Here is a 12869-nt window from a genome sequence, read left to right as displayed (position 1 = left end):
TTGTGAACGCCGCAAATCCAATGTGGGAGCGAGCTTGCTCGCGATGGCGTCTTTACGCCTTATGCAAAATCAAGCATCGCGAAACAACCAAGGCTGGCTCGCCCGATGCTTGGCCTCGAACGCGGCAATTGCCTCGCCGTCCTGCAAGGTCAGGCCGATATCGTCCAGGCCATTGAGCAGGCAATGCTTGCGGAACGCGTCGATCTCGAAACCCAGTACCTTGCCGTCGGGACGGGTCACGGTCTGGGCGGCCAGGTCGATCTGCAGCTGATAGCCAGGGTTGGCCTCGACCTGCTGGAACAGTTCATCCACATCAGCATCGCTGAGGATGATCGGCAGCAAGCCGTTCTTGAAGCTGTTGTTGAAGAAGATGTCGGCATAGCTCGGCGCGATGATGCTGCGGAAACCGTACTCTTCCAGGGCCCACGGCGCGTGTTCGCGGCTCGAGCCGCAACCGAAGTTCTCACGAGCCAGCAACACGCTGGCGCCTTGGTAACGCTCGGCGTTGAGCACGAAATCCTTGTTCAACGGCCGCTTGGAGTTGTCCTGGTATGGCTGGCCGACATCCAGGTAACGCCATTCGTCGAACAGGTTCGGGCCAAAACCGGTGCGCTTGATGGACTTCAAGAACTGCTTGGGAATGATCTGGTCGGTGTCGACGTTGGCACGATCCAAAGGCGCGACAAGACCGGTGTGCTGGGTAAAAGCTTTCATGCTGCGCTCCTTCAGATCAATTCGCGGACGTCGACGAAACGGCCGTTGACAGCCGCCGCCGCGGCCATGGCCGGGCTCACCAGGTGCGTACGACCACCGGCGCCCTGGCGGCCTTCGAAGTTACGGTTGGAGGTGGAGGCGCAATGCTCGCCCGACTCCAAACGGTCCGGGTTCATCGCCAGGCACATCGAGCACCCCGGCTCACGCCATTCGAAACCGGCTTCGAGGAAAATCTTGTCCAACCCCTCCGCTTCGGCCTGGGCTTTCACCAGGCCCGAGCCCGGCACCACGATGGCCTGCTTGATGGTCGAGGCCACCTTGCGACCCTTGGCGATCACTGCAGCGGCGCGCAGGTCTTCGATCCGCGAGTTGGTGCAGGAGCCGATGAACACGCGATCGAGCTGAATGTCGGTGATCGCCTGGTTGGCGCTCAAGCCCATGTATTTCAAGGCGCGGACGATAGAGTCACGCTTGACCAGGTCCATTTCCTTGGCCGGATCCGGTACGTTCTGGTCCACCGCCAACACCATCTCAGGCGAAGTGCCCCAGCTGACTTGTGGCTTGATCTGCGTCGCGTCGAGCTCGACTACAGTGTCGAACGTGGCATCGGCGTCCGACACCAGGTCTTTCCAGGCTTCGACCGCCATGTCCCATTGCGCGCCTTTTGGCGAGAACGGACGGCCCTTGACGTATTCCACGGTTTTTTCATCGGCGGCCACCAGGCCAACGCGGGCACCGGCCTCGATGGACATGTTGCAGATGGTCATGCGGCCTTCGACGGACAAGTCGCGGATCGCGCTGCCGGCGAACTCGATCGCATGGCCGTTACCGCCGGCGGTGCCGATCTTGCCGATCACCGCCAGGACGATGTCCTTGGCGGTCACGCCGAACGGCAACTTGCCCTCGACGCGCACCAGCATGTTTTTCATTTTCTTGGCGACCAGGCACTGGGTGGCGAGCACATGCTCCACCTCGGAAGTGCCGATGCCGTGGGCCAAGGCGCCGAAAGCACCGTGGGTCGAGGTGTGCGAGTCGCCGCAGACCACGGTCATGCCAGGCAAGGTCGCACCCTGCTCCGGGCCAATGACGTGGACGATGCCTTGGCGCACGTCATTCATCTTGAATTCGACGATGCCGTATTCGTCACAGTTATCGTCGAGGGTCTGGACTTGCAAGCGCGAGACCTGGTCGGCAATGGCTTCGATGCCGCCCTTGCGCTCCGGCGTGGTCGGTACGTTGTGGTCCGGGGTCGCGATGTTGGCATCGATGCGCCACGGCTTGCGCCCGGCCAGGCGCAGGCCTTCGAAGGCTTGCGGCGACGTCACTTCATGGATGATGTGACGATCGATGTAGATCAGCGCCGAGCCATCGTCGCGCTGCTTGACCAAATGCGAATCCCAGAGCTTGTCGTAGAGCGTTTTGCCGGCCATCAGACGGTTTCCTCATCAGCTTGTTTCTATGCCCCGGGCCTTGAACGAATCAATAACCCCTTGGCTTGTGAGGCTGATCCTATGGGGTTACATTAAATAACTCAAATTCATATTTTTCATACTTTGCATAACCAATTGGAATTCGACCGGAACCGCCATGGACCTCGCCAATCTCAACGCCTTTATTGCCATCGCCGAGACCGGCAGTTTCTCCGGCGCCGGTGAACGCCTGCATCTGACCCAGCCGGCCATCAGCAAGCGCATTGCCGGCCTCGAGCAACAGCTCAAGGTGCGCCTGTTCGACCGCCTCGGCCGTGAAGTAGGCCTGACCGAGGCTGGCCGGGCCCTGTTGCCACGGGCCTATCAGATCCTCAACGTGCTGGACGACACCCGCCGCGCCCTGACCAACCTGACCGGCGAAGTGACCGGGCGCCTGACGCTAGCCACCAGCCACCACATCGGCCTGCACCGCCTGCCACCTCTATTGCGGGAGTTCACCCGTCGCTACCCCCAGGTGGCGCTGGATATCCAGTTCCTGGATTCGGAAGTGGCCTACGAAGAAATCCTCCATGGCCGGGCGGAACTGGCCGTCATCACCCTCGCCCCCGAACCTCACACCCTGGTACGGGCCACGCCAGTGTGGGACGACCCTTTGGACTTCGTGGTCGCCCCAGAACACGCGTTGCTGGAAAACGGCGCGGTCAGCCTGGCGGACATTGCCTTGCATCCAGCGGTTTTCCCGGGGGGCAACACGTTTACCCACCACATCGTGCAACGGCTGTTCGAAGCCCAGGGCCTGACGCCGAACATCGCCATGAGCACGAATTACCTGGAAACCATAAAGATGATGGTCTCCATTGGCCTGGCCTGGAGCGTCTTGCCGCGCACCATGCTCGACGAACAGGTGGCACGTATTCCTTTGCCGGGCATACAACTCAGTCGCCAGCTAGGCTATATCTTGCACACCGAACGGACGCTGTCGAATGCCGCACGGGCTTTCATGGCCTTACTGGACGCACAAATCGATTTGCCAGGGACAAGGGCATAGGTTGTGCCGCGCCTGCAGGCCCGAACGCATGTGCTTTATGCCCAAACCCGCTCAAGGCTCGCTAGATAATGCCCAAACCCGCTGACCACCTCCCGCCCTTGCCCCGCATCCAGGCGCTCGACCCAAAACGGTCCGAGCAAAGCTGGGACAGTGCGCCGCAGTTGCTGGCCGCCCTGAACGGTGCGCGGCTGGGGGCCTGGTCGTGGGACATCGACAGCGGACAGATCAGTTGGTCGCGCGGCACCCAGGCGCTGTTCGGCTTCGATCCGCGCCAGCCATTGCCAGCGGATGTGGACTATCTGGACCTGCTGCTACCCGAAGATCGGGCCCGGGCCGTGCGCGCCTTTCACGCGGCAGTGGCCGGGGCGCCGCTGGAACAGGCCATGCACCACCGCATCGTCTGGCCCGACGGCAGCCTGCACTGGCTTGAAATCAGCGGCAGCGTGCTGCCCGACAAGCACGGTCGCCCACGCATGATCGGGGTGATCCGTGAAATCACCCATCAGCGCCAACGGGAACAGGCACTGCGCAGTTCGGAAAAGCGCTTTGCCACGCTCTTTCATCTGTGCCCGAACATGGTCCTGCTGACCCGCCAGGAAGACGGCCTGATCAGCGAGGCCAACCAGTATTTCGAAAGCTTGTTCGGCTGGCCGCTGCACGATGTGATTGGCCGCACCACCCTGGAACTGGGTTTGTGGGTCAACCCCGGGCAACGGGTAAAACTGCTGGAAGCCATCAAGACCAAGGGCGAACTGGCGAGCATGGAGGTGGAACTGCGGGCCAGCAATGGCCAGATCCACACCGGCCTGCTCAGCGCGCAGAAAGTCGAGCTGGAGGGCCAGCCCTACCTGTTGAGCACGTTCCTCGACACCACCGAGCACAAACTCGCCGAACAGGCCCTCAAGGACAGCCAGGAACGCCTGGACCTGGCCCTCGACTCGGCGCAACTGGGCACCTGGGACTGGCACATTCCCAGCGGCATGCTCTACGGCTCGGCCCGCGCCGCGCAGCTCCATGGCCTGGAACCCAAGCCGTTCCACGAATCGTTCGATGCGTTTTTCGAAGGCGTCCCCACCGAAGAACGCAACAACATGCGCAACGCCTATCGCAGCCTGCGCGAAGGCCCGGCGGGCAACTATCAGCTGACCTACCGCGTGCAACTGCCGGACGGCAGCTCGCGCTATCTGGAAAGCCGCTCGCGCCTCTACCGCAACGACGACGGCAGCCCCTTGCGCATGGCCGGCACCTTGCTCGACATCACCGACCAGGTGGAGCGCGAACAGAGCCTGGCCGCCTCGGAGGAAAAATTCGCCACGCTGTTCCAGGTCAGCCCTGACCCGATCTGCGTCACCCACCAGGACAGCGGCCGGTTCCTCGAGATCAACTCCAGTTTCACCCAAACCTTCGGCTGGACCGCCAGCGACGTGATCGGCCTCGACGCCGACGAAATCGGCCTCTGGGATACCTCCGGCAGCAGCCTGCAACGCATCGAACGGGTGATCCGCGAACAATCGTTGAACAATGTCGCCATCGTCGTTCACCATAAGAACGGCCAGCCACTGACCTGTGTGATTTCCAGCCGGCAAATCAACGTCGGCAACCAGCCCTGCATCGTCACCACTTTGCGGGACATCACCCAGCAACAACGCTCCGAAGCGGCCCTCAAGGCCAGCGAAGAGAAATTCGCCAAGGCATTTCATTCCAGCCCCGACGCCATCACCATCACCGAGCTCGAAAGCGGTCGCTACCTCGAGGTCAACGACGGTTTCTGCCGATTGACCGGCTACCGCGCCGACGAAGTGATCGGGCACACCGTCTACGAAGTGGGAATCTGGGCCGAAGAAAAACAACGCGCCGCCCTGCTGGCCGAACTGCAACTCAAGGGCCGCATCGTCCACCAGGAAATGCTCGGGCGCAATAAGCGGGGGGAAATCCTCACGGTGGAGGTGTCAGTCGAGCCCATCACCCTCAATGAAACCGCGTGCCTGCTGCTGACCGCCCGAGACGTGAGCCTGCTGCGCAATGCCGAAGCCCAGATTCGCCACCTGGCCTACCACGACCCCTTGACCAACTTGCCCAACCGCGCCTTGCTGATGGACCGGCTGAGCCAGCAGATCGCCCTGCTCAAACGCCATAACCTGCGTGGCGCCTTGTTGTTTCTCGACCTGGACCACTTCAAGCACATCAATGACTCCCTCGGTCACCCGGTGGGCGACACCGTGCTGAAAATCATCACCGCGCGCCTGGAAGCCAGCGTGCGCCTGGAGGACACCGTCGCACGACTGGGCGGCGATGAGTTCGTGGTGCTGCTCAGCGGCCTGGAAGGCTCGCGCAGCGAAGTCAGCAAGCAAGTGCAGACCTTGGCCAACACCCTGCGCGAACTGCTCTCGGAGCCGATGTTCCTCGATGGCCAGCGACTGCAAGTCACGCCGAGCATCGGTATAGCGCTGATTCCGGACCACGGCTCCACGCCCACCGATTTGCTCAAGCGCGCCGACATTGCGCTGTACCGCGCCAAGGACTCGGGGCGCAACACCTCGCAGATGTTTCACACCACCATGCAAAAAGCCGCCAGCGAACGGCTGCGCATGGAGACCGACCTGCGCCTGGCCCTGGCCCGCGGCGAGTTCGGCGTGCATTTCCAGCCTCAGGTCGATGCCCGGGACAACCGCATCATCGGCGCCGAAGCCCTGGTGCGCTGGCATCACCCGGACCTGGGCGCCCAATCGCCCAACGAGTTCATCAAAGTGCTGGAAGACAGTGGCCTGATCCTGGAAGTCGGGACCTGGATCCTCGATGAAGCCTGCGACGGTTTCAAGCAACTGATCGCCAAGGGCAAGATCGATCCCCAGCAATTCAGCCTGTGCGTGAACATCAGCCCACGGCAATTCCGCCAGAGCGACTTTGTCGAACGCATCGAAAACAGCCTCGTCACTCACGGCCTGCCCTTCTCCCTGCTGAAACTGGAGATCACCGAAGGCATCGTGATCCAGAACCTGGACGACACCATCGCCAAGATGCGCCGGCTCAAGAAACTGGGGGTGAGCTTCGCCATGGACGATTTCGGCACCGGTTATTCGTCGCTGACCTACCTCAAGCGCCTGCCGGTGGACACACTGAAAATCGACCAGTCATTCGTGCGCGACGCCACCAGCGACCCCAACGACGCCGAGATTATCCGCGCCATTGTCGCCATGGCCCGCAGCCTCAACCTGATCATGATTGCCGAAGGCGTTGAGACCCTGGAGCAATTGCAGTTCCTGCAAGGGCTTGGTTGTCATTTGTACCAGGGTTATTTGCATAGCCGGCCGTTGCCGCTGGAGGCGTTTGAGCGGTTGTTGCCGTGACGTGGATATGAAGCTCGCGTTGGACTCTGTAGGAGCTGGCGAAGGCTTGGGCGGCGTTTGGACGATCTTTTGATCTTCACTTGGGACTCAAGTGCCCTGGGGAAAGATCGCAGCCTCGTTGCACTCGACAGCTCCTACACAGCTCCACACAGCTCCTACGGGCGCGACGCAGCGAGAGCAAAGCCCCCTCGCCACAATTAATCTTCCACCGATATCCAAAATGAAAAAGGGCGCCATTGGGCGCCCTTCTTCATTTGCGCGGCATCAGTTTTGCAGTGCGGGTTGCTGCTGCGCTCCGTTGATCGGAATGCGCTTGGCTTTCGCCTCTTCCGGGATCACCCGCAGCAGGTCGATGCTCAACAGACCGTTGCTCAAGCCGGCGGACTTGATCTCGATATGATCGGCCAAGCGGAAGGACAGCTTGAACGCACGCTGGGCGATGCCCTGGTGCAGGTAGGTGACGCTGTCGTTACTGGCTTCACGTTTGCCGCCACTGATGGTCAGCACACCTTTTTCCACTTGCAGGTCCAGGTCTTCTTCCTGGAACCCGGCGGCGGCGACCACGATGCGGTACTCGTCATCACCATGTTTTTCCACGTTGTAAGGTGGATAGCTGCTGCCCGGCTCGTTGCGCAGGGCGGTTTCGAACAAGTCGTTGAAACGGTCGAAACCTACCGAGGAACGGAACAGCGGGGCCAGCGAAAATGCAGTACTCATGATTCAAATCTCCTGAAAAATTCAGCAAGTTTTTTTGTCTCCGCGACCCGAATTCGGCATCGCGTAATCCCTATCTAGGGACCGCCAAAAACTTTTCAAGAGCTTTTTTTGAATTTTTTCAGGCCGCTTCGGTGCGTTTCACACCCAACAAATGGCCCACCGCGTCCAGATCGGTTTCTCGACGCAAAGCGGTAAACAACGCCACCGCTTCGGGGTAATTGCGGGTCAGCATCGCCAGCCACTGCTTCAACCGGCCCGGGGCCTGGCGCGGTGTCAGTTGCTCGACCACTTGCACCCAGAAGTCCTGGAGCATCGGTTGCAACTCGGCCCAGGACATCTCGACAACGTCCTCACCGGCCCGGGCGGCGGCGATCTGCCGGGCCAGGTCAGGGCGGGAAACGAGACCGCGACCGAGCATGATGTCCTCGACACCGCTGATTTCGCGGCAACGGCGCCAATCGTCCACGCTCCAGATATCGCCATTGGCGAACACCGGCACCTTGACCACTTCCTGCACCCGGGGAATCCACTCCCAGTGGGCCGGAGGCTTGTAGCCATCGACCTTGGTCCGCGCATGCACCACGATGTGCGCCGCGCCGCCTTCGGCCAGCGCCGTAGCACAGACCAGCGCGCCGTCCGGGCTATCGAAACCCAGGCGCATCTTGGCGGTGACCGGGATGTGTTTTGGCACGGCACGACGCACGTGCTCGACGATTTCGTTGAGCAGTTCCGGCTCCTTGAGCAATACCGCCCCGCCCCTGGATTTGTTCACGGTCTTGGCCGGGCAACCGAAGTTCAAGTCGATAACCTGCGAACCCAGCTCACACGCCAACGCTGCGTTTTCCGCCAGGCACACCGGATCGGAACCGAGCAACTGCACCCGCAACGGCACGCCGGCAGCCGTCTGGGCACCGGTCAGCAGCTCAGGGGCGAGCTTATGAAAATAGGCCGGCGTGAGCAGACGGTCGTTGACGCGGACGAACTCGGTGACACACCAGTCGATCCCGCCAACACGGGTCAGGACATCCCGCAGGATGTTGTCGACCAACCCCTCCATGGGCGCCAGGGCAATTTGCATGAAAACACACACTCGAACGAAAAAACGTGCGGCAGTTTACCGGATTTTGGCTACGACATCGGAATTCACCACCAATCCCCTGTGGGAGCCGAGCTTGCTCGCGAAAGCGCTGGGTCAGCTTGCAACGATGCCGGATGTGCCGCCGCTATCGCGAGCAAGCTCGCTCCCACAAGGGTTTAGCGCCACGCCATAGCCCTCGATGAATTCCGGCGGCATGCGCTTGGGCCTGCCGGTGGACAATTCGATGCAGACAAAGGTGGTCTGGGCCCGCAGCAAGGTGGTGTTGTCGCTGGGGCGGATCAGCTGGAAATGCCGGGTCATCTTCAACCGCTGGTCCCAATCGACGATCCAGGTCGCCAACTGCAATTCGTCGCCTTCATAGGCGGCTGCCAGGTAATCGATTTCATGCCGCACCACTGCCATGGCCCGGTCCAGGCGCCGGTACTCCACCAGATCCAGGCCCAAGCGCTGGGAATGGCGCCAGGCGCAGCGCTCGAGCCAGGTGACGTACACCGCGTTGTTGGCGTGGCCCAGTCCGTCGATGTCTTCGGCATTTACCTGAAGATCAATAATGAACGGTGTTGCGCGATCCCAGCCCATGCCCCTCTCCTGGTCGAATTTGGATCGGGGCAGTGTACCGGATGCTCAAGCCGATTGCCGCGCTTGCAGGCTTCTACCAGCCAGCAGTGACAACACCCCATCAATGACACGAGGATCGGCCAGCACCCGCTGATGCCCGCCCTGCGGCAGTCGCAGCAAGCGGCTGTCGAACCAGGCTTCATGAATCAGTTGCGACTCCTTGACCGAGACGAAAGTGTCGTCCTCGGCATGGACAATCAACCCCGGCACGTCCAGCTGGTAATGCGCAACGTCCATCTTCGAGGCGGGCATGCCCACATCGCTTTCCACCTGGCGAATGAACGCCGAACGCGCCTTGGGGGGCAGCCCCATCATCCGGGAGAAACCGCGCAGTACCCCAAGAATGCGGGCGGGCGCGGCGATGCTGACCAACGTTTCGGTGCGCAACCCCAACTGAACCGCGAGCATGGCACTGGCGCCCCCCATGGAATGCCCGATCACGGCCTGCAACGGCGGCAGCTCAGCGGCGGCTTCGAGCATGGCCCTGGCAAACAACAGGACATTCGCCTCGCGACCCGGTGAGCGCCCATGGGCCGGACCGTCCAGCGCCACCACCGTATAGCCGGCGTCTACCAGGGCCGTGATCAGCGCTGCAAACTGAGTCGGCCGCCCTTCCCAGCCATGCATCAGCAAGACTGCCGGACCTTTGCCCCAGCGCAAGGCCGAGAGACCGAAGCGCAAGGTGATACGCTCGGACGAGGCCAGCAGCGGCAGTTCCCAATCCCGCGGCGGCAAGTTCCGCGGGCGCATGAACAGCGAACGCATCTGCTTGGCCACCAGGCGCGGAGCCACCCAGCCAAGCGTGCCATTGACGCTACGAATCCAGCTCAACCTGTTCATCGCTCATCTCCAGGGCTTGCGCCTCAGCTCATCGCACCGCCGACTTGGCGGCGCGCAGCAAACGGTCCGATAACTCTCCAGGGCCCAGCGCCCGTGCCAAGGCCAGCCCGCCCACCATCAAGGCGATGTCGGCCAGGGCCTTGTCGGCGTCCTCCGGGCTGGCCGCCAATTGCGCGACCATCAACTCGATATGCTCATTGAGCACCTCACGAAACGCATCCGGCAGCCGGCCAAGCTCGCCGACCGACGCGGGGATCGGGCAGGCTTGCTCGGTGGAGTCACGGTGCTTGCGTGACAGATAGAACGCCGCCACCAGAGCGCGTCGCTCTTCGCCTGTCAGCTCGCCGTCCATGTCGGCGATCAAGCCGCGGCGCCGATTGAGCAACTGTTTGAATGCCTCGAGCATCAAGGCATCCTTGCTTTCGAAATGGGCATAAAAACCGCCCACTGTCAGCCCGGCCGCGCCCATCACCTCGCCCACGCTCGGCTCTGCCGGCCCACGCTGGATCAGCGCATCGCTGGCGGCCTTGAGAATGCGTTCACGGGTTTGTGCCTTTTTATCGCTCATCGTCGCCTCCGAATATTACGACTGAAATATTATCCATGTAATAATTTTCCGCAAGCGGAAATTTGACCGCTGGTCAGAAGTCTATTTTCAAGGATAAGGGAATTGGCCGAACGCCAGACAAACAAAAGGGCCATTCAAGAATTGAATGACCCTTATAAAATCCCGCAGAGCGGGTAATCGTGGCGTCCCCTAGGGGACTCGAACCCCTGTTACCGCCGTGAAAGGGCGGTGTCCTAGGCCACTAGACGAAGGGGACACAAACCTTCTGACTTGATCAGTGCTGAGAACTGATCGATTCAAGGACGGTGTGGCCAGACCTTGAACCTGTAATTGGTGGAGCTAGACGGGATCGAACCGTCGACCTCTTGCATGCCATGCAAGCGCTCTCCCAGCTGAGCTATAGCCCCGGATTTTTCGCCTCGCGGCGGAGCGACATCTTGCAACATCGCTTCTGTAAAACTGGCGTCCCCTAGGGGACTCGAACCCCTGTTACCGCCGTGAAAGGGCGGTGTCCTAGGCCACTAGACGAAGGGGACGCAAACCCTTCTATACAACTGATCAACGCTGAGTGTTGATCGCTTCAAGCCCCGTGTGGCCAGGCCTTGAAGTGTAAATTGGTGGAGCTAGACGGGATCGAACCGTCGACCTCTTGCATGCCATGCAAGCGCTCTCCCAGCTGAGCTATAGCCCCTCATCGCTGAGGACGGGGCGAATCTTAAGGGCGTATCGGAGGGCTGTCAAATTTATTTTCAACAAATTTGAAAGTTTTTTGCCGGGATAACAATCACTTACCACCCTCCCCCAATAAAACTGGGGCCTCGCCTGTTTCGTAGGAGTTGTGTAGGAGCTGACGAGTGCAACGAGGCTGCGATCTTCCCCCAGCTATTTGAATCTCAAGCGAAAGATCAAAAGATCGCAGCCTCGCTTCGCTCGACAGCTCCTACGCAGCTCCTACGAGTGATCAGGCAATAGCGCCGAGCAGTTTTTCCCACTCCTTGTTTTCCTTCTTCGACACGCCACCGAGCAGATCGATGGCCTGGCGCAGGCGGAAACGGGTCAGGTCCGGCCCGAGGATTTCCATCGCATCGAGCACCGACACCGAGCTGGCCTGACCGGTAATGGCGGCGAACATCAGCGGCATGGCATCGCGCAGTTTCAACTCCAGCGACTCGACCACGGCCTGGATGGTCGCGGTGATGCTGTCCTTCTCCCACTGACGCAGGCTTTCGAGCTTCCACAGGATCAGTTGCATCAACTGGCGCACCTGATCGCCCGAAAGCTTCTTGGATTCGAACAACTTCGCATCCGGCGTCACGCCGCCGGCGAAGAAGAAGCCGGCCAGCGGGGCGATCTGGCTGAAGGTCTCAACCCTGCCCTGCACGTGGGGAGCGATCTTCATCATGTACTCAGGGTTCAAGGCCCACTTCTGCACACGTGCGGCGAACTCTTCCACCGGCAGGTCCCGCAGCCACTGGCCGTTGAGCCACGACAGCTTCTCGACGTCGAAGATCGGCCCGCCCAGGGACACGCGCGACAGATCGAAATGCTCGACCATTTCCTGCAGCGAGAACTTCTCGCGCTCGTCCGGCATCGACCAGCCCATGCGCCCCAGGTAGTTGAGCATTGCCTCGGGCATGAAGCCCATGCGCTCGTAGAACGTCACCGAGGTCGGGTTCTTGCGCTTGGACAGCTTGCTCTTGTCCGGGTTACGCAGCAGCGGCATGTAGCACAGCTGTGGTTGTTCCCAGCCGAAGTATTCGTAAAGCAGGATCAGTTTCGGCGCCGACGGCAGCCATTCTTCACCGCGCAGGACGTGGGTGATGCCCATCAGGTGATCGTCGACCACGTTCGCCAGGAAGTACGTCGGCAGGCCGTCGGTCTTCATCAGCACTTGCATGTCCATGCGATCCCACGGGATCTCGACATCGCCACGCAGCATGTCCGGCACCACGCAGACGCCTTCGGTCGGCACCTTCATGCGGATCACATGGGGCTCGCCGGCCGCCAGGCGACGGGCGACTTCTTCCTTGGACAGCAGCAGCGCCCGGCCGTCGTAGCGCGGGGTTTCACCACGGGCCATTTGCTCGGCGCGCATCTGGTCCAGCTCTTCGGCGGTGCAGAAACATGGGAACGCATGCCCCATGTCCACCAGTTGCTGGCAATACTGCTTGTAGATGTCACCCCGCTCGCTCTGGCGGTACGGACCGTGCGGGCCGCCGACATCCGGGCCTTCGCTCCAGTCGATCCCCAGCCAGCGCAGGGCGTCGAAGATCTGCTGTTCGGACTCGCGGGTCGAACGCAACTGGTCGGTGTCCTCGATCCGCAGGATGAACTCGCCGCCATGCTGCTTGGCAAAGCAATAGTTGAACAAAGCGATGTAGGCGGTGCCGACATGGGGATCGCCAGTGGGCGAAGGCGCGATGCGGGTGCGGACGGTGGTCATGGCATGTCTCGGAAAGAATATAAAAGCGAAGATCGAACAGGGGGC

The 12869-nt window shown here is 61.1% G+C and carries 10 protein-coding genes and 4 tRNA genes; 2 read left to right on the top strand and 12 right to left on the bottom strand.

The annotated features are described in order from the left end of the window. Positions 1 to 69 precede the first annotated feature (69 nt). Both leuD and leuC read right to left on the bottom strand, forming a co-directional pair. Positions 70 to 714, bottom strand: a complete 645-nt coding sequence (leuD, locus tag AC09SL_RS16295) for a 3-isopropylmalate dehydratase small subunit (protein WP_003203864.1) — start codon at positions 712 to 714, stop codon at positions 70 to 72. A gap of 11 nt (positions 715 to 725) precedes the next feature. Then, entirely contained in the window at positions 726 to 2144 is a 1419-nt protein-coding gene (gene leuC, locus AC09SL_RS16290) for a 3-isopropylmalate dehydratase large subunit (protein WP_058546584.1), read from the bottom strand. 157 nt (positions 2145 to 2301) lie between these two features. On the opposite strand from leuC, the gene AC09SL_RS16285 reads away from it, so the two are divergent. After that, positions 2302 to 3192 (top strand): LysR family transcriptional regulator, encoded by an 891-nt coding sequence (locus AC09SL_RS16285; RefSeq protein ID WP_058546583.1) that lies wholly within the window; start codon positions 2302 to 2304, stop codon positions 3190 to 3192. A 68-nt stretch (positions 3193 to 3260) separates the two neighbouring features. Continuing rightward, positions 3261 to 6539: a sensor domain-containing protein gene (locus tag AC09SL_RS16280; protein WP_058546582.1), complete on the top strand. Its 3279-nt coding sequence runs from the start codon at positions 3261 to 3263 to the stop codon at positions 6537 to 6539. A 264-nt stretch (positions 6540 to 6803) separates the two neighbouring features. Here AC09SL_RS16280 and AC09SL_RS16275 read toward each other — a convergent pair whose 3' ends face one another. From AC09SL_RS16275 to gltX, 10 genes are all read right to left on the bottom strand, one after another. Beyond that, complete coding sequence (locus AC09SL_RS16275; protein WP_003203872.1) at positions 6804 to 7256, bottom strand: Hsp20 family protein; 453 nt, start codon at positions 7254 to 7256, stop codon at positions 6804 to 6806. A 118-nt stretch (positions 7257 to 7374) separates the two neighbouring features. Beyond that, positions 7375 to 8334 carry a tRNA dihydrouridine synthase gene (locus AC09SL_RS16270; protein WP_058546581.1) on the bottom strand — a complete coding sequence of 320 codons (960 nt, stop codon included), beginning with the start codon at positions 8332 to 8334 and terminating at the stop codon, positions 7375 to 7377. A gap of 114 nt (positions 8335 to 8448) precedes the next feature. After that, positions 8449 to 8934, bottom strand: coding sequence for an acyl-CoA thioesterase (locus tag AC09SL_RS16265; protein WP_064106998.1), 486 nt, complete (start codon positions 8932 to 8934; stop codon positions 8449 to 8451). Between the two features lie 45 nt (positions 8935 to 8979). After that, positions 8980 to 9813: an alpha/beta fold hydrolase gene (locus AC09SL_RS16260; RefSeq protein WP_058546580.1), complete on the bottom strand. Its 834-nt coding sequence runs from the start codon at positions 9811 to 9813 to the stop codon at positions 8980 to 8982. Between the two features lie 28 nt (positions 9814 to 9841). Continuing rightward, positions 9842 to 10381, bottom strand: a complete 540-nt coding sequence (locus AC09SL_RS16255) for a TetR/AcrR family transcriptional regulator (RefSeq protein ID WP_058546579.1) — start codon at positions 10379 to 10381, stop codon at positions 9842 to 9844. Between the two features lie 180 nt (positions 10382 to 10561). Then, a tRNA-Glu gene (locus AC09SL_RS16250) sits at positions 10562 to 10637 on the bottom strand. Between the two features lie 75 nt (positions 10638 to 10712). Further along, positions 10713 to 10788: transfer RNA gene (locus AC09SL_RS16245), tRNA-Ala, on the bottom strand. Between the two features lie 53 nt (positions 10789 to 10841). After that, a tRNA-Glu gene (locus AC09SL_RS16240) sits at positions 10842 to 10917 on the bottom strand. A gap of 79 nt (positions 10918 to 10996) precedes the next feature. After that, positions 10997 to 11072 (bottom strand) — tRNA-Ala (locus AC09SL_RS16235). A gap of 270 nt (positions 11073 to 11342) precedes the next feature. Then, the gene (gltX, locus tag AC09SL_RS16230) at positions 11343 to 12824 is read right to left on the bottom strand and encodes a glutamate--tRNA ligase (protein ID WP_003203882.1); all 1482 of its coding nucleotides are present in this window, start codon (positions 12822 to 12824) and stop codon (positions 11343 to 11345) included. Positions 12825 to 12869 lie beyond the last annotated feature (45 nt).

The sequence above is a fragment of the Pseudomonas sp. PF05 genome, assembly GCF_056521845.1.
This window is presented reverse-complemented; position numbering and strand designations above follow the sequence as displayed.

What these genes read in the sequence shown, in the direction of transcription:
- AC09SL_RS16255 (WP_058546579.1), bottom strand. Translation starts at nt 10,381, where the DNA reads ATGAGCGATAAAAAGGCACAAACCCGTGAACGCATTCTCAAGGCCGCC.
- AC09SL_RS16280 (WP_058546582.1), top strand. Translation starts at nt 3,261, where the DNA reads ATGCCCAAACCCGCTGACCACCTCCCGCCCTTGCCCCGCATCCAGGCG.
- AC09SL_RS16265 (WP_064106998.1), bottom strand. Translation starts at nt 8,934, where the DNA reads ATGGGCTGGGATCGCGCAACACCGTTCATTATTGATCTTCAGGTAAAT.
- leuC (WP_058546584.1), bottom strand. Translation starts at nt 2,144, where the DNA reads ATGGCCGGCAAAACGCTCTACGACAAGCTCTGGGATTCGCATTTGGTC.
- AC09SL_RS16285 (WP_058546583.1), top strand. Translation starts at nt 2,302, where the DNA reads ATGGACCTCGCCAATCTCAACGCCTTTATTGCCATCGCCGAGACCGGC.
- AC09SL_RS16275 (WP_003203872.1), bottom strand. Translation starts at nt 7,256, where the DNA reads ATGAGTACTGCATTTTCGCTGGCCCCGCTGTTCCGTTCCTCGGTAGGT.
- AC09SL_RS16260 (WP_058546580.1), bottom strand. Translation starts at nt 9,813, where the DNA reads ATGAACAGGTTGAGCTGGATTCGTAGCGTCAATGGCACGCTTGGCTGG.
- gltX (WP_003203882.1), bottom strand. Translation starts at nt 12,824, where the DNA reads ATGACCACCGTCCGCACCCGCATCGCGCCTTCGCCCACTGGCGATCCC.
- AC09SL_RS16270 (WP_058546581.1), bottom strand. Translation starts at nt 8,334, where the DNA reads ATGCAAATTGCCCTGGCGCCCATGGAGGGGTTGGTCGACAACATCCTG.
- leuD (WP_003203864.1), bottom strand. Translation starts at nt 714, where the DNA reads ATGAAAGCTTTTACCCAGCACACCGGTCTTGTCGCGCCTTTGGATCGT.